Origin of the sequence: Microbacterium wangyouchuni (genome assembly GCF_051546305.1) — a bacterium.
GTDB lineage: Bacteria > Actinomycetota > Actinomycetes > Actinomycetales > Microbacteriaceae > Microbacterium.
The window spans coordinates 1-15959 of sequence record NZ_JBPTMA010000006.1 but is presented as its reverse complement, the minus strand read 5'-3'; the positions used below and the strand labels follow the sequence as shown (position 1 = coordinate 15959).

At 65.2% G+C, this 15959-nt stretch carries 17 protein-coding genes and 1 rRNA gene; all 18 read right to left on the bottom strand.

Going from position 1 to position 15959, the window contains the following annotated elements:
• Positions 1–49: 49 nt before the first annotated feature.
• Positions 50–1570 carry a ribosome biogenesis GTPase Der gene (gene der, locus ACSS7Z_RS12850; protein ID WP_438255260.1) on the bottom strand — a complete coding sequence of 507 codons (1521 nt, stop codon included), beginning with the start codon at positions 1568–1570 and terminating at the stop codon, positions 50–52.
• Entirely contained in the window at positions 1560–2294 is a 735-nt protein-coding gene (gene cmk / locus ACSS7Z_RS12845) for a (d)CMP kinase (RefSeq protein WP_438255259.1), read from the bottom strand. The genes der and cmk overlap by 11 nt, the downstream gene beginning before the upstream one ends.
• Positions 2287–3411: a prephenate dehydrogenase gene (locus ACSS7Z_RS12840; RefSeq protein ID WP_438255258.1), complete on the bottom strand. Its 1125-nt coding sequence runs from the start codon at positions 3409–3411 to the stop codon at positions 2287–2289. The genes cmk and ACSS7Z_RS12840 overlap by 8 nt, the downstream gene beginning before the upstream one ends.
• Positions 3408–4250 carry a pseudouridine synthase gene (locus tag ACSS7Z_RS12835; RefSeq protein ID WP_438255257.1) on the bottom strand — a complete coding sequence of 281 codons (843 nt, stop codon included), beginning with the start codon at positions 4248–4250 and terminating at the stop codon, positions 3408–3410. The genes ACSS7Z_RS12840 and ACSS7Z_RS12835 overlap by 4 nt, the downstream gene beginning before the upstream one ends.
• The gene (scpB, locus tag ACSS7Z_RS12830) at positions 4247–4855 is read right to left on the bottom strand and encodes an SMC-Scp complex subunit ScpB (protein ID WP_438255256.1); all 609 of its coding nucleotides are present in this window, start codon (positions 4853–4855) and stop codon (positions 4247–4249) included. Before scpB ends, ACSS7Z_RS12835 begins: the two co-directional genes overlap by 4 nt.
• Positions 4845–5654, bottom strand: coding sequence for a segregation and condensation protein A (locus ACSS7Z_RS12825; protein ID WP_438255255.1), 810 nt, complete (start codon positions 5652–5654; stop codon positions 4845–4847). The genes scpB and ACSS7Z_RS12825 overlap by 11 nt, the downstream gene beginning before the upstream one ends.
• Complete coding sequence (locus ACSS7Z_RS12820) at positions 5638–6471, bottom strand: ParA family protein (protein WP_438255451.1); 834 nt, start codon at positions 6469–6471, stop codon at positions 5638–5640. The genes ACSS7Z_RS12825 and ACSS7Z_RS12820 overlap by 17 nt, the downstream gene beginning before the upstream one ends.
• Positions 6472–6691: 220 nt before the next feature.
• A complete protein-coding gene (xerD, locus tag ACSS7Z_RS12815; protein ID WP_438255254.1) occupies positions 6692–7594 on the bottom strand; it encodes a site-specific tyrosine recombinase XerD in 903 nt (300 codons plus the stop codon).
• Between the two features lie 2 nt (positions 7595–7596).
• Complete coding sequence (locus ACSS7Z_RS12810; protein ID WP_438255253.1) at positions 7597–8199, bottom strand: NUDIX domain-containing protein; 603 nt, start codon at positions 8197–8199, stop codon at positions 7597–7599.
• Positions 8192–9886, bottom strand: a complete 1695-nt coding sequence (gene pyrG, locus ACSS7Z_RS12805; protein ID WP_438255450.1) for a CTP synthase — start codon at positions 9884–9886, stop codon at positions 8192–8194. Before pyrG ends, ACSS7Z_RS12810 begins: the two co-directional genes overlap by 8 nt.
• A gap of 26 nt (positions 9887–9912) precedes the next feature.
• A complete protein-coding gene (gene recN, locus ACSS7Z_RS12800; RefSeq protein WP_438255252.1) occupies positions 9913–11595 on the bottom strand; it encodes a DNA repair protein RecN in 1683 nt (560 codons plus the stop codon).
• On the bottom strand, positions 11592–12515 hold the full coding sequence (locus ACSS7Z_RS12795; RefSeq protein WP_438255251.1) for an NAD kinase: 924 nt from the start codon (positions 12513–12515) through the stop codon (positions 11592–11594). Before ACSS7Z_RS12795 ends, recN begins: the two co-directional genes overlap by 4 nt.
• Positions 12512–13309 (bottom strand): TlyA family RNA methyltransferase, encoded by a 798-nt coding sequence (locus ACSS7Z_RS12790; protein WP_438255250.1) that lies wholly within the window; start codon positions 13307–13309, stop codon positions 12512–12514. The genes ACSS7Z_RS12795 and ACSS7Z_RS12790 overlap by 4 nt, the downstream gene beginning before the upstream one ends.
• A complete protein-coding gene (locus ACSS7Z_RS12785; RefSeq protein ID WP_438255248.1) occupies positions 13306–13488 on the bottom strand; it encodes a hypothetical protein in 183 nt (60 codons plus the stop codon). The genes ACSS7Z_RS12790 and ACSS7Z_RS12785 overlap by 4 nt, the downstream gene beginning before the upstream one ends.
• 45 nt (positions 13489–13533) lie before the next feature.
• A complete protein-coding gene (locus tag ACSS7Z_RS12780) occupies positions 13534–14565 on the bottom strand; it encodes an HAD-IIA family hydrolase (protein ID WP_438255247.1) in 1032 nt (343 codons plus the stop codon).
• Positions 14566–15213, bottom strand: coding sequence for a hypothetical protein (locus ACSS7Z_RS12775; protein ID WP_438255245.1), 648 nt, complete (start codon positions 15211–15213; stop codon positions 14566–14568).
• Between the two features lie 50 nt (positions 15214–15263).
• The gene (locus ACSS7Z_RS12770) at positions 15264–15800 is read right to left on the bottom strand and encodes a hypothetical protein (RefSeq protein ID WP_438255243.1); all 537 of its coding nucleotides are present in this window, start codon (positions 15798–15800) and stop codon (positions 15264–15266) included.
• 88 nt (positions 15801–15888) lie between these two features.
• Positions 15889–15959 (bottom strand): 5S ribosomal RNA (rrf, locus tag ACSS7Z_RS12765); the annotation flags it as partial.

Here is a 15959-nt window from a genome sequence, read left to right as displayed (position 1 = left end):
TCCACCTTCTATTGCATCACTCGGTCAGCCGTTAGGCAACCTTCTGCGACTAGCGCTGGCGCTTCTCCCGAACGCGCATGTTGATGACGATCGGCGTGCCCTCGAACTCGTAGAGCTCACGCAGTCGACGCTGAATGAAGCGCCGGTAACCCGGGTCGAGGAACCCGGTTGTGAACAGCACGAACGTCGGCGGGCGCGTCGCGGCCTGCGTACCGAACAGGATGCGCGGCTGCTTGCCACCGCGCAGCGGGTGCGGGTGCTCGGCGATCAGTTCGCTCAGGAACGCGTTGAACTTGCCGGTCGGAATGCGGCGATCCCAGTTCTCCAGCGCCGTCTCCAGCGCCGGGACGAGCTTGTCGAGGTGACGACCGGTCTTCGCGGAGATGTTCACGCGCGGAGCCCACGCGACGTGCGCGAGGTCCTGCTCGATCTCACGCTCCAGGTAGCGGCGACGGTCCTGGTTCTCCATGTCGTCGTCGGTCAGGCGATCCCACTTGTTGAACGCCAGCACGAGCGAGCGTCCGGATTCAAGAACGAGATCGATGATGCGCACGTCCTGCTCGCTGAGCGACTCAGAAACGTCCAGCACGACGACGGCGACTTCCGCTTTCTCAAGCGCAGCCGAGGTACGCAGCGAAGCGTAGAAGTCAGCACCCTGCTGCAGGTGCACTCGCCGACGGATGCCGGCCGTGTCGATCAGGCGCCACAGCTTTCCGCCGAGTTCGACGACCTCATCCACCGGATCACGGGTGGTTCCGGCCAGTTCGTTGACAACGACGCGGTCTTCACCGGCAGCCTTGTTCAGCAGCGACGACTTGCCGACGTTCGGGCGTCCGAGGATCGCGACGCGACGGGGACCGCCGATCTCGTACTTCGCGACCGACGAGATCGACGGCAGCTTCTCAAGCACGGCATCCAGCAGATCCGCGACTCCTCGACCGTGCACGGCCGAGGTCGGGTACGGCTGGCCGAGACCGAGGCTCCACAGGGAGGCGATCTCCGGCTCCTGGCGGGCATCGTCGATCTTGTTGGCGACGAGGAACACCGTCTTGCCGCTCTTGCGCAGCAGCTTCACGACGTGTTCGTCGGTGGAGGTGGCCCCCACCATCGCGTCGACGACGAACAGCACGAGGTCCGAAAGGTCGATCGCGACCTCGGCCTGGGCTGCAACCGAACGGTCGATGCCCTTGGCATCCGGCTCCCACCCGCCGGTGTCGACCAGCGAGAAGCGCCGGTCGTTCCATTCGCCCTTGTAAGTCACGCGGTCGCGTGTGACACCGGGGGTGTCTTCCACGACTGCTTCGCGGCGCCCGAGGATACGGTTCACCAGCGCGGACTTGCCGACGTTCGGACGTCCGACGATCGCCACGACCGGAAGTGCGGGAAGGAATTCGACCCCGCCCTCGGCCTGCGCAAGGCCGGCAAGCAGCGCGGCATCATCCTCGTCCAGGTCGTAATCGGCGAGACCAGCGCGCAGAGCCTCCGCACGCTGTTCGGCGAGCTGTTCGTCAAGCTCATCCATCTTCTCGGCGAGGTGGTCGGGACCACCCTCGTATTCGTCAGCGGCCATGTTCCGCTCCTTGCTTTCGTTCGATCACCGCGAGTACGGCGTCGATGGTCTGTGGGAAATCGAGGTCCGTCGAATCAACGACTTCAACGCCATCTGCGGCGTTCAGGAAGTCGACGACGGCGCTGTCCGAAGCATCGCGCTTGTGCAGCGCTTCTGCAACGGCAGCGGCATTCTCGCCGGCGAGTTCACCGGCTCGTCTGGCCGCCCGCACCTCGGGGGCGGCAGTGAGAAGAATCCGTACCGCAGCGTCCGGGGCGACCACCGTGGTGATATCGCGCCCTTCCACGACGACCGCTGGGTAGGGCGATGCCGCCACCAACGAACGGAAGAAGATGTTGACCTGCTCGCGCACCGCGGGAACTCGTGCGACGCCGCTGACTGCTCCGGAGACGCGGGGCTCACGGATCGCTGCCGTGATGTCGTTATCGCCGACAGCGACGGTGCGGTCATCAGGGTCAAGCCCGAGACGAAGATCGAATTCGGATGCCGCGGCCAGAACGGCTTCGGCATCTTCGGTGTCAGCACCACGCTCGAGGACGTGCCAGGCCAGCGCCCGGTATGCAGAGCCGGTGTCGAGGTAGCCGTAGCTGCGCGCGCGGGCGACAGCCTTGGAGACACTGGACTTGCCAGAGCCTGCCGGTCCGTCGATGGCAATGAACTTGCCCGCTCCGGCCACCCCTTCGACAGGCTCAGCCAGCGGCGCGGGGATGGAAGCGTCACTCATTGGTTGCTCCTGCAATTCGCCATCCGCGCGTGTGCAGTCCTTCGATCGCGCCGAGCAGCGCAGCCGGGGCCACGCTGATCTCAGCGAGGCCGAACTGCGCGCCTGGCGAATGCTCCAGGCGCAGGTCTTCTACGTTCACTCCGAGTTCGCCGAGCTCACCGAACAGGCGCCCGAGCTGCCCCGGGGTGTCGTCGACCATGACGACCAACTGTTCGAACCGGCGATTCTGACCATGTTTGCCGGGCAGACGCTCCACGCCGTCGTTTCCCTGACGGATCGCCTCGGCCACAGCGCGGCGTGCACCGGGTGCCTCGGGTTCGCGAAGCGCATCCGACACGGTGCGCAGGTCTGCGGCGAGCGCGTCGAGAACCTCGACCACCGGCTGCGCATTGGCGCCGAGGATCTGCACCCACAGCTCCGGCGCGGAAGCAGCGATCCGCGTGGTGTCGCGCACCCCCTGCCCTGCCAGACGAAGGGCGTCCTCGTCGGCGGTGGCAAGTCGTGCGGCCAGCAGACTGGCAACCACCTGCGGCACGTGCGAGGTGAGCGCCACCGAACGGTCGTGCTCTTCGGGAGTCATCTCCAGCGGCATCGCTCCGACGTCGAGCGCGAGCGCCTCTACGAGCGCGAGATCAGCAGCCCGGGTTTCCTCGTCACGGCAGACAACCCACGGGCGACCGATGAACAGGTCCGCGCGTGCGGAGATCGCTCCCCCGCGCTCGCGTCCGGCAAGGGGATGCGAGCCGATGTAGCGGGTGATGTCGACACCGCGTTGCTTGAGCAGGCGGAACGGTTCCAGTTTGACGCTGGCGACATCAGTGACCACGGCATCCGGGAATCGAACAAGTTCCGCCTCAATGACGTCAGCTGTGACATCCGGCGGGACGGAAACCACGATCAAAGCGGGCGCGTCATCATCGCGAGCGGCACGCCCCGCACCGTAGTCAATCGCCAGGCGGAGTTGCGCGGGCGAGGTGTCCGACAGGACGACGTCCACACCCTTGGCTGTCAGCGCGTGCCCGATACTCGACCCGAGAAGGCCGGCACCGACGATGCGCACCGTCCCCGAAAGCCGCAGCGCTCGGCTGCTGCCATGGGTTCTGGCGGTCTCGGTCACTCGTTCTCCTGGGCGTCTCCCGGCGTGGTGTCCGAGGAGGAATCGTGGCGCGAGAGAGTCAACAGCGCACCACGTTCGATTTTAGTCAGTTCCCGGGTCTTCCCCGCCGGGAGAGTTCCCAGGTGGAGCGGGCCGAACTGGCGACGGACGAGTTCAGTGACCGGATGCCCGACAGCGGCGAGCATCCGGCGGACGATGCGGTTGCGTCCCGAGTGCAGGGTGAGCTCTACCAGGCTGGAGGCGGCTTGACCGGTCACTGAGCCGGTCGACGTGTCCAGCAGTCGTGCCTTGTCTGCCTTGATCGGGCCGTCTTCGAGCTCGATCCCGCGGGTCAGCTGCGCGATCACCTGCGCTGTGACCGTGCCCTCGACCTTGGCGATATAGACCTTGGTGACCCCGAACGAGGGGTGCGCGAGCACATGTGCGAGTTCACCATCGTTCGTGAGGATGAGCAGGCCACTGGTCTCAGCATCCAGCCGTCCGACGTTGTACAGCCGCTCTTCCCAGTCCTTCGTGTACTGACGCAGATCCGGGCGGCCGTTCTCGTCTTTCATCGTGCTGACGACGCCGGTGGGCTTGTTCAGCATGACGTAGCGCTTCGACACATCGAGTTGGATGGCGGTGCCGTCGACGTCGACCAGGTCGTTCTCCGGGTCGATCCGCCGTCCCAACTCTTCGACGACCTTGCCGTTGACGCGGATTCGGCCCTCGACGATGTACTGCTCCACCACGCGACGGGATGCCACGCCTGCCGCCGCGAGGACCTTCTGCAGGCGCACGCCGTCCGGTAATGCTCCGTCACCGAGGCTTGTGGACGGGTCGGGTGTCGAGTCATTCATCGGATATTTCCTTCGTCGAATCCATCAGCGCCGTCATCGAGGAGCGGCGATATCGGGGGCAACTCGTCGATCGAGTTGATACCCAGGTTCTGTAACAGCGCATCGGTGGTGCCGTAGTTGATCGCACCGGTCTCAGAATCAGCGAACAGTTCGGTGATGAGCCCGCGGGCAAGAAGCGTGCGTACGACGGAATCGACGTTCACAGCGCGAATGGATGCCACCTGGCTACGCGTGACCGGCTGCTTATAGGCGATCACGGCCAAGGTTTCCAGCGCAGCCTGCGACAGTCGGGCCGGCGCCTGCCCGCCGATGAACTCGGCGACAAGCGCGTCGTGGCCCTCACGAACATACAGTCGCCATCCGCCGCCGACCTCGCGCAGCTCGAACCCTCGCCGCGGTCCCTGCCCGTTGCCGTCGTAGTCATCGACGAGCGTTTCGATCGCCTGGCGCACGGCCGGCACCGGAGCGCCCACGGCCGCCGCGAGAGCGACGAGTCCCAGCGGCTCATCGATGATCAGCAGAATCGCCTCGAGTTTCTCGGTGAGTGGTGAGACCGGCACTGCCTCGTCGACAGACTCGGGGCTGGTCGAAGTGTCATCGGTCATAGTCGGCCCCCAGGCTCGCAAGTGTCTCGTCAGACCAGGAATCGGCGGCCCAGCGCAGCGTCAGCTCGCCGAGCGGTTCGATCTGTTCGAAGGAAAGGGCGGCGTGTCGGTAGAGCTCAAGCACGGAGATGAACCGCGCGACGACGATTCCTGGCTCGGTCGTTCCGGAGACCAGCTCACGGAAGGTGAGGGACTCGGTGTTGCGCAGCAGAGTCACCACGATGGCGGCCTGCTCTCGAATGCTGACCAGCGGCGCGTGCAGGTGGTCGAGCCCGACACTGGGGATGTCTTTCGGCGCAAAGGCGAGCAGCGCGAGCGCCGCGAAATCGTCCACGCTCAGTGTCCACACCAGATCCGGCGTCTGCTTGCGGTGCTTCTCGTCGAGGCGCACGGCGCGCGAGTGGCGCCGATCCTCTCGTTGCAGACAACGGGAGAACCAGGTCGATACCTCTTTGAAGGCCCGGTACTGCAGCAGTCGCGCGAACAGCAGATCTCGTGCTTCCAGCAGCGCCACGGCTTCGGCATCGACGAGTTCGCCCTGAGGCAGTAGGCCCGCCACCTTCATATCCAGCAGGGTGGCGGCAACGACGAGGAATTCGGATGCCTGATCCAGCTCCTCGTCCGATTCAAGCGCGCCGAGGTACGTGATGAACTCATTGGTGACCGCGCTCAGCGAGACCTCGGTGATGTCCATCTCATGCTTGGAGATGAGATTCAGGAGAAGGTCGAACGGGCCGTCGAAATTCGACAGGGAGACGCGGAACCCTTCGACAGGTTCTTCGCTAGGCGACGGCGCCACGGGCGACCAGCTCCCGGGCCAGTCGCAAGTACGCCTGGGCGGCGGCATGCTCTGGCGCGAACTCGGTGATCGGAACACCCGATACCGATGCGTCAGGAAACTTCACCGTGCGTCCGATCACAGTTTCCAGCACGTCATCGCCGAATGTCTCGACGACCCGTTCCAGCACCTCACGGGAGTGCAACGTGCGTGCGTCGTACATGGTCGCAAGCAGCCCGTCGAGCTGAATGGCCGGGTTGAGCCGATCACGAACCTTCTCGATGGTCTCGATGAGCAGAGCCACACCACGCAGCGCGAAGAACTCGCACTCCAACGGAATCAGCACACCGTGGCTGGCCGTGAGCGCGTTGACGGTGAGCAGGCCGAGCGAAGGCTGGCAGTCGATGAGGATGACGTCGTATTCGCTGGAGACCTGACGCAGCACGCGGGCGAGGATCGTCTCACGCGCAACCTCGTTGACCAGGTGCACCTCAGCGGCAGACAGGTCGATGTTCGCGGGCATCACGTCGAGCCCGTCGACGGAAGACTTCACGATGACATCGCGCGCATCGCGCTTGGTGTCCAGCAGCAGGTCGTAGATTGTAGGCACGTCGTGCGTGGGGATCCCGAGGCCGGCCGAGAGCGCACCCTGCGGGTCGAAGTCGACGGCGAGCACCTTGCGACCGTACTCAGCGAGGGATGCTGCCAGGTTGATCGTTGTCGTGGTCTTGCCGACGCCGCCCTTCTGGTTGCACAGCGCGATGATTCGCGCCGGACCATGGGACTCCAACGGGGCCGGGATGTCGAAGCCGTTATACGGACGCCCGGTGGGTCCCATCAGGGTGCCGCCAGCGTTCGACGTCTTACCCTTGGACTTCGCCACGTTCTGAGCCACCGAATCTCCTGCTTCCTTCGTGCTTGCTCGATTCTACCGATTGACTGCCCGTTGTCTTCCGCGCCGCCCCGCTCTCCCCCAGATCCCGGCTTGATCCCCGCTGCGAGTGGGTAGTTGTGGCTCCTTCTGGACGAGAAAGTGAGCCACGCGCGGCCACTCGCAACTAACGCGCCCGCGGATGCGAGGTCGCGTAGATGTCACGAAGCGTGTCCACCGACACATGGGTGTAGATCTGGGTCGTTGCGACGGATGCATGGCCCAGCAGTTCCTGCACCACGCGCACATCTGCGCCGCCCTGCAGCAGATGGGTCGCGAACGAGTGGCGGAGCGTGTGCGGTGATACTTCGGCGGTGATGTGCGAGGCCTCGGCCGCCGCACGGATCACCAACCAGGCACTCTGACGTGAAAGCGGAGCTCCGCGTGCTCCGAGGAACAGCCGTGCTGATGCCTGGCCCTTAGCTGCGAGGGCCGGCCGCACCCGCGTGAGGTAGGCATCCACGGCATTCCGCGCAAACGAGCCGAGCGGCACGATGCGCTCCTTGGAGCCTTTGCCGCGAAGACGCAGCACGTCACCATGGGCGAGGTCGTCGACATCGAGGCTCACTGCCTCCGATACGCGTGCACCGGTCGCGTAGAGCAACTCGAGCAGAGCACGGTCGCGAATGCCGATCGGTTCCTCAGCAGACGGTGCCGCCAGCAGCCGCTCGACCTGGTCGATCGAGAGCGCCTTCGGCAGACGTTGCGGAGCCTTGGGCGGTCGAAGCCTGCCGCTGGGGTCTTCGAGCTCGATTCCCTCGCGCACGAGAAAACGGTGCAGCCCCCGTACCGACGACTGTAGCCGTGCCAGGCTTGTCGCGGCAGGACGCGGCACCATGGCCGAACGGTCGGCGATGAAGCGGCCGATGATGGCCCCTGTCACCGCTGACGTGTCGTTGACCCCAACATCTGTCAACCAGGCCAGGTACACAGCCAGATCTCGGCGGTACGCGCCGACGGTGTGCTCGGACAGCCCGCGCTCGATCGTGACGTGTCGGAGGTACGCATCGATCGCGCGGTCGATCAGCACGACTAGCTCCGCAGTCTCCGCTCGGCCGCGAGCGCGCCGATGGAAAGGATGCCGTTGTGCAAACGCCCGGCAAGCACGCCGTCGACGACGTCAGACAGCGCCACCCACTCCACCCGGATGTCAGCTTCTTCATCGGATCGCTCGTAAACGGCCGCTGCCGAGTCGATGCCGGTGGCGAGATAGATGTGAATCATCTCGTTGTTGCCGCCCGGCGTCGTCCACGTCGACACCAGCAGCTCCCAGTGTCGGGCGACGATATCGGCTTCCTCGGCCAGCTCGCGCTGGGCCGCGACCATCGGCTCTTCCCCCGCGATATCGAGCAGCCCCGCAGGCAGTTCCCAGTCACGGTGGCGGATCGGATGCCGGTACTGCTGGATCAGCAGCACCCGGCCGTCGTCGTCGAGCGCGAGCACAGCGACCGCGCCGGGATGATCGACGTACTCGCGGGTGATCTCACCATCACCGTAGGCAAGGCGATCAGATCGGACATCCCACACCCAGCCCTTGTAGACGACATCACTGTTGACGGCCGCGGGCTCAAAAGGCTCGTCGTGCAGGCCGGCCTCTGGCATCTCGACGAGTAGAGCGGCCGAAGACTCAGGCATCGGACTCCACGTCGAAGAGCTCGCTGGAGCGGTGGCGCTCGATGGCAGCACCGATCAGACCGCGGAACAACGGGTGCGGGGTCGTCGGACGCGAACGCAACTCAGGATGCGCCTGCGTTGCGATGTAGTAGGGGTGCACGTCGCGCGGCAACTCGGCGAACTCGACGAGATCGAGCTCGGGGTTCAGACCCGAGAACACGAGCCCAGCATCCGCGATGCGCGCACGGTAGGCGTTGTTGACCTCGTAGCGGTGGCGATGGCGCTCGGAGATCTCCGTCGAACCGTAGACCTCAGCCGCCAACGAGCCTTCGGCCAATGCCGCCTGGTACAGCCCGAGCCGCATGGTGCCGCCCAGGTCGCCGCCATCGATGATGTCGACCTGCTCGGCCATGGTCGCGATGACCGGCTCCGCCGTCTCAGGGTCGAACTCGGTGGAGGATGCTCCGGCGATACCGGCCACATTGCGTGCGTACTCGATGACCATGCACTGAAGACCCAGGCACAGGCCAAGAGTCGGAATGCCCTGTTCGCGCGCGAACTTCAGTGCGCCGAGCTTGCCCTCGATGCCGCGGATGCCGAAGCCGCCGGGAACGCAGATGCCGTCCAGGTCGCCGAGCGCCTTCTCCGCGCCTTCCGGCGTCTCGCAGGAGTCGGAGGGGATCCAGCGGATGTTGACCTTGGTCTCCTGCGCGAATCCGCCAGCCTTCAGCGCCTCGGTCACCGAGAGGTAGGCGTCGGGCAGGTCGATGTACTTGCCGACAAGACCGATCGTCACCTCGTGCTTGGGGTTGTGCACAGCGTGCAGCACCTTCTGCCAGCGCGACCAGTCGACTTCGTTCGCCTTGGCGTCGAGTCCGAGCCGACGCGCGATGTACGAGTCGAGGCCCTGGTCGTTGAGGGTCGAGGGAATGTCGTAGATGCTGGGCAGATCGACGGTGTTGATCACGCCTTCGACGTCGACATCGCACATGAGCGCGATCTTGTTGCGATTGCTCTCGCTGACGGGTCGGTCGCTGCGCAGCACGAGCGCATCAGGCTGGATGCCGACCTGGCGAAGGGCTGCGACCGAGTGCTGTGTCGGCTTGGTCTTCTGCTCCCCCGAAGCCCCCATGAACGGCACGAGCGAAACGTGCACGAAGAACACGCTGTCTCGACCGAGTTCGTGGCGCAGCTGGCGCGCGGCCTCAAGGAATGGCTGCGACTCGATGTCACCGACGGTGCCGCCGACCTCGGTGATGATGACGTCAGGCTTCGGCGTCTCGTCGGCCTGCAGACGCATCCGGCGCTTGATCTCGTCGGTGATGTGCGGAATAACCTGCACGGTGTCGCCGAGGTACTCCCCGCGGCGCTCCCTGGCGATCACCTGCGAGTAGATCTGACCTGTGGTGACGTTGGCCGCCTGCGACAGGTTGATGTCGAGAAAGCGCTCGTAGTGGCCGATGTCGAGGTCCGTCTCGGCGCCGTCGTCGGTGACGAAGACCTCACCGTGTTGGAACGGGTTCATCGTGCCGGGATCGACGTTCAGATAGGGGTCGAGCTTCTGCATGACCACGCGCAGACCGCGCGCGGTGAGAAGGTTTCCCAGGCTGGCTGCTGTGAGCCCCTTGCCCAAAGATGAAACGACACCGCCAGTCACAAAAATGTGTTTGGTCGTGTCGTTTTTGGGCCCCGCATCAGAAGAGTTCATCACGGGCTTCAATCCTAACAGTTAGCTCAGACCGGAAGGCTGAGAAGTTCTCGGGCATGGGTGAGGGCTGCGTCGGAATCGGCGAGTCCGGAGAGCAGTCGTGCCATCTCCTCTTCGCGCTCGTTCCCCTCCAAACGGCGGACACTGGACGCGGTTACGGCACCATCATGAGCTTTCACGACGGTGAGGTGGTTCGAGGCGAAGGCTGCGACCTGAGCGAGGTGCGTCACAGCAATCACTTGAGAAGTCTCTGCAAGCCGGGCGAGTCGCCGCCCAACCTCGATCGCAGCGGCACCACCGATTCCGGCATCCACCTCGTCGAACACGAAGGTGGGGACGGGGTCGGTTCCGGCGATGACAACCTCGATGGCGAGCATCACGCGCGACAGCTCTCCGCCGGACGCACTCTTGGCGACTGACCGCGGTTCAGCACCAGGGTGGGGTGCAAGCAGAATCGCCACATCATCGCGGCCACTGGCAGTTTCCGTTCCCGCACGCACCTCAACCTCGAGGCGCGCATCCGGCATTGCCAGCGCATGCAACTCTTCGGTGACCGCGGCGCCGAGGCGCGTGGCCGCTTCTGTCCGCGCCTTCGTCAACCGGGTAGCGGCATCATCCAGTCGCACACGTGCGGCGTCGCGCTCTTCGTGCAGTCGTTCCAGGCGGTCGCCGTCGTCGTCAAGCTCGGCGAGTCGTGTGGATCCGCTCTCCCAGAGCTCCAGCGCTTCGTCCAACGACCCGTGCGTGCGGATGAGTGTCGTGAGCGCCGCGCGCCGTTCTTCGACCGCCGCGAGCTCGTGCGGTCCGGTCTCGTCGAGGTCGGCGAGGTACGCGGAGAGCTGCAGCGCGAGATCTGTCACCCGGTAGCCGACATCGGCGATGCCCTCGGCAATCTCGCTGAGCGTGGTGTCGGCAGCCCTCTCGAGGTTGCGGCGCGCTTCAGCCAGCAGCTCCGCGGCGTCTGGTTCGTCTTCTTCGCTCGAGAGCGCGTTGCGCGCAAGGGATGCCGCGAGCCGCAGCTCTTCAGCGTTGGCGAGCCGCTCGGCCCGCTCGGCGAGAGCTGTGTCCTCGCCTGCCTCCGGCGCAGTCGCCTCGATCAGCTCCAGCGCCTCACGCAGCCGGCCCGCTTCTTCAGCGCGTCGGTCACTGTTCTCGGTGATCTCGATGATCTCCAAGTTCAGATCACGCCACCGCGTGAACGCCTCCGCATACGCCACCACAGCAGTAGCGATGGATGCTCCGCCGAAGCGATCAAGAGCGTCTCGTTGCGCTGCCGTTGATCGCAGGCGAAGCTGCTCGGACTGCCCGTGCACGACCACCAGTTCATCGGCCAGTGCCGACAGAACGCTGGCTGGCGCCGCCCGTCCGCCGACACTCGCCCGGCTGCGCCCCTCGGCGCTGAGCGTGCGCGAGACATACAGCTCACTGCGGTTCGCATCGATGGGTTCCAGTTCGCCACCGGCACCCGCCACGATATCGGCGACAGACCCTGTCGTCGGCACGATCCAGACGCCGGCCGCCGACGCCTGCGCTGATCCTGCGCGCACCGCACCGGAGTCGGCGCGCTGGCCCAGCAGCAGTCCGAGCCCAGTGACGACCATGGTCTTTCCGGCTCCGGTTTCACCGGTGATCGCGGTGAACCCCGGGCCGAGAGGCAGTACCGCGTCGGCGATGACTCCGAGCCCCTGCATCCGCATCTCTTCGATCACGTCTGTGCTCCGCCGCTCTGCCCGCGCCAGCCGGCCACTGGCAGCTGGAACTTGCGTACGAGGCGGTCAGTGAACGCGGCCGGATGAAGGCGTGCCAGACGCACCGGACGAGACGATCGACGCACGACAACACGCGCTCCGGGAGGAAGCTCATGCGAACGACGCCCGTCGCACCACAGAATGCCGGTGCCATCGGTGCGTTCGAGCATCTCGATGGCGACCGAGGCATCCGGGCTCACGACGAGCGGGCGCGCGAACAGGGCGTGCGCGGACAGCGGGATTACGGAGATCGCTTCCACCCCGGGCCAGATCACAGGGCCGCCCGCCGAGAAGTTATATGCCGTGGAACCAGTGGGAGTGGAGATGACCATGCCGTCGCAGCCGTAGCTCGACAGCGGCCGACCATCGATCTCGAGGACGACCTCGATCATGCGCTCGCGACTCGCCTTTTCGACCGTCGCCTCGTTTAGCGCCCACGTCTCGAAGACGACCTCTCCCTGAGCATCCTTCACGCGAACGGCCAGAGCAAGACGCTCTTCGACGTCGTAATCGCGGGCGATGACACGGTGCACGGCATCATCCATGGCATCCCGTTCGATCTCGGCGAGGAAGCCGACGTGCCCCATGTTGATGCCGAGCACGGGGGCGCTGCGGGTGCCGCGAACCAGCTCAGCGGCACGCAGGATGGTGCCGTCACCGCCCAAGACGATGGCCAACTCGAGATCGTCCACAGCGACGACATCGCCCAACGTGTCGACGTCGGCGAAGATCTCATCAACGGCGGAAAGTTCAATACGATCATCGACTGCCAGCACAGGCCGTGCGCCGGCGCTGCGCAACAGGTCGATGACACGACGGGCTGCTGCGACGGTGTCTTCCCGGCCGGCATGGGCGACAACCAGGATATTGCGCTCGTTCATCGTCCTCCTGCCAGCTCGTCGATGCGTCCCGTCCATTCTGTCGGATTGCTGCCGCGTCCGGGCGCCATGTGGATGAGGAACTCCGCGTTGCCATGCGTGCCGAGAATCGGCGAGGCCACGATCCCCAACATGCCGAGACCAGCATCCCAGCCGTGCCAGACGACGCGGGCAACAGCATCCGCACGCGTGGCCGGATCAGTGACCAATCCGCCCCTGACGGCTGTGCGCCCGACCTCGAACTGCGGCTTCACGAGCACGACGATGTCCGCAGTCGGCGCAGCAACCGCCGTGGCGGCCGGGAGAATCAGCTCGAGTGAGATGAAAGAAAGATCGCCCACGATCAGATCCGGGGCTTCGGCTTCGCCGGTGGCTTCGGCCAGGCTTGCAGCCGTCATGTAGCGGACGTTGAAGCCTTCGACATTGACCACGTCCGGGTCTTCGGCGACTGAGGCGGCGAGTTGCCCATGCCCCACGTCGACAGCGAGCACCTTGCGCGCGCCACGCTCGCGCAGAACCTGGGTGAATCCACCGGTGGATGCCCCCATGTCCAGAGCGAGCCGACCGGTCGCCTTGACGTCGAAGGCATCCAGAGCAGCCACGAGTTTGTGTGCCCCGCGGCTGACATAGTGATCAGTTTCGGCGACGTCGATTCGGGATGATTCGCCCACCGTTGCGGAGGGCTTGATGATCTGTCGCCCATCGACGCGCACCAGGCCTGCCGCAATCAGCGTGGCGGCATGGGTTCGAGAGCGCGCCAGACCTCGAGCGGCCAGAGCGGCGTCGAGACGAGTCACTTCGCTCCCGACGAATGCTTCTCTCGAGAGTCGAGCTTGGTGCCGCTCTCCAGACGTCGGAAAAGTTCGTCGTGGAGCGTCGTATAGGCATCGGCGCGCGCGGCAAGGGGCTGGCCCTCGATCAGGCGCAATCTGCTCCAGAGGCCATCGGTCGGCGCCGCCCTATCTTCATCGCTCACAGTTCCACTGTACGTGCCACTACCGACATGGTCGATGCGGCGCACTCACGGACGATGGAACGGGTCTTCGTAGAGTTTCTCCGGCACGCGAAGCACGAACACCGGCGTTCCGGAGTCCCAGATCGCCGCCGCACCAGCACGCACGAGATCGACCTGGCGCTTGCCCTCAGCGAGGATCTCGACGTCGCCGCCGGTGACGCGAACGGATGCCCCGTTCACCGTGACCACGCCGTCCTTACGCTGGGTCTGCGGGTACGGCTCATGCAGTTCACGCAGATCACTGAGGATGAAGGTGGGACGCGAGCCCTCGGGCGCTGCCAGCACATGCTTTGGCCGGTCGATACCGGTCAGCACCAGCGCCGAATCAATTCCGACGCGTGCGGCACCGAGGATATCGGTGTCGAGGCGGTCACCGATGAAAAGCGACTTTGCTGCGCCGAAGCGGGCCAGAGCTTCTTCGAAGATGGGAACTTCCGGTTTGCCGGCCACTGTGGCGAGGCGGCCGATCGCCGTGTGAACTGCGGAAACCAGAGTTCCGTTGCCCGGTGCAACGCCGCGCTCGCGCGGAATGGTCCAGTCGCTGTTGGTGGCGATCCAGGGGATGCCACCCTCTTCTTCCGGTAGCTTGAGCGCGAATGCCGCCTCGGCGAGGTCGGTCCAGGCCACGTCGGGCGCGAAGCCCTGAACGACGGCATCCGGCGCGTCCTCTGCGCTGCGGGTGACCGAGTAGCCGGCCTTCTCCGCTTCGACGACAAGGCCCTCTCCCCCGACGATCAGCAGGGTTGCAGGAGCGGGAACCATCGTCTGGAGCAGACGCATGGCGGCCTGTGGACTGGTCACGACATCGTTGGCCGCAACAGCCAGTCCGAGCGAGGTGAGGTGTTCGGCAACTGAGACATCAGTGCGAGACGCATTGTTGGTGATGTAGCCGATGCGACGGGTCTCAGCTGCGGTGTTCAGGCTCTCAACCGCGTATGGGAGTGCGCCAGGGCCGGCGTAGACGACGCCATCGAGATCAGCCAGCACAACGTCGACACCGTCCAGCGGAGTCGGGCGAGACTTGGAGAAAAACGCCACTCAGGATGCCCCTTCTTCAGTCGGACCGTCTTCTTCCTCGATCAGGCCGTCTTCGATGATGATTTCTTCTTCATCATCGCCGCTCAGGCCGAGTGCGTCAGATGCGACCTCAGCGCGCTCTGCCCAGAAAGCTGCCTCGTCATCGCGTCCCAGATCTTCGAGTACGGCGGCATGCGCGCTGAAGAGAGCAGGGCTGAATTCGAAAGCACGGTCCGGGTCGAGTTCCGGAATCTGCAGCTCGCCGAGCGCGAGCTCGAGCTCGCCCTGGTCGAGTCGCGCACCTGACATCGCGATCGCAAGTGCGACGCGAACAGGAGTTACCAACTTCGAACGATCGACGGCGCGTCCGGTCTCCAGCGCACGGTCTGCGCGGCCGATGCCGCGTTCGCTGTCCACCATCAGAGCGATCTGATCGTCTTTGCCTGAAATCCGGCGGTAGGTGCGCAGTTCGCGCAGCGCGAGTGCGAAGTCGCCGATTGAGTAGGCGGTGATCGCCAGCGACTCGCGGACGATGGCGATACGGCCGGCACGACGGGATGCCGCCAGAGCGTGCTCGTGCGCCAGAGCGGGGTCTTCATCGATGAGACGAGCGGCCATCGCCAGGTGTCGCGCGACCTGCTCTGCGTTCTCCTTGCTCAGAGTCTTCAACTCGTTACGCGCGGAGGCGTGCAATGCGTCGGCACCGACGTCTTCTGGAATCAGTGGATCATCGTGCCGCGGACGGTCATCCGACTGGCGATCCGGACGGTCGCGTCCCGTTCCCCCGCGCTGCGGGAAGCCCCGACCAGCGGGCCGGTCATCGCGGCGTGGTCCGCCATCACGACCCTGGTAGCCCCCCTCGCGACGGGGCGCACCGTCACGCGACTGGTAACCGCCTTCACGACGAGGCGCAGCACCGTCACGGCGCGGAGCACCATCACGCGACTGGTAACCGCCCTCACGACGCGGAGCAGCACCATCACGACGGGGTGCACCATCACGCGACTGGTAACCGCCCTCACGACGAGGTGCAGCACCATCGCGACGAGGAGCAGCACCATCACGGCGCGGAGCAGCACCATCACGGCGCGGAGCACCATCACGCGACTGGTAACCGCCCTCACGACGAGGAGCAGCACCATCACGGCGCGGTGCGCTGGACTTGCCAGCAGCAGTTGAGCGATCGGATCGTGGGCGCCCCTGACGGTCGTCGCGTCTGGGACTGGAGCTTTCATCGCGTCGTGGGCGACGCTCATCCTCGTTCGGCATGATCCTGATTCTCTCAACTTCCTGTAAAACGCAAAATGGCCACCCAGCGTTGGGTGGCCATTTTGTCTAAAAGAAGTTCGGCGGTGTCCTACTCTCCCACAGGGTCCCCCCTGCAGTACCATCGGCGCTATGAGGCTTAGCTTCCG

Bases quoted from the DNA above. Each gene is read 5' to 3' on its own strand.
- der (WP_438255260.1), bottom strand. From the start codon at position 1,570: ATGGCCGCTGACGAATACGAGGGTGGTCCCGACCACCTCGCCGAGAAG.
- cmk (WP_438255259.1), bottom strand. From the start codon at position 2,294: ATGAGTGACGCTTCCATCCCCGCGCCGCTGGCTGAGCCTGTCGAAGGG.
- ACSS7Z_RS12835 (WP_438255257.1), bottom strand. From the start codon at position 4,250: ATGAATGACTCGACACCCGACCCGTCCACAAGCCTCGGTGACGGAGCA.
- scpB (WP_438255256.1), bottom strand. From the start codon at position 4,855: ATGACCGATGACACTTCGACCAGCCCCGAGTCTGTCGACGAGGCAGTG.
- ACSS7Z_RS12820 (WP_438255451.1), bottom strand. From the start codon at position 6,471: ATGGGACCCACCGGGCGTCCGTATAACGGCTTCGACATCCCGGCCCCG.
- ACSS7Z_RS12810 (WP_438255253.1), bottom strand. From the start codon at position 8,199: ATGCCTGAGTCTTCGGCCGCTCTACTCGTCGAGATGCCAGAGGCCGGC.
- pyrG (WP_438255450.1), bottom strand. From the start codon at position 9,886: ATGAACTCTTCTGATGCGGGGCCCAAAAACGACACGACCAAACACATT.
- ACSS7Z_RS12795 (WP_438255251.1), bottom strand. From the start codon at position 12,515: ATGAACGAGCGCAATATCCTGGTTGTCGCCCATGCCGGCCGGGAAGAC.
- ACSS7Z_RS12770 (WP_438255243.1), bottom strand. From the start codon at position 15,800: ATGAGCGTCGCCCACGACGCGATGAAAGCTCCAGTCCCAGACGCGACG.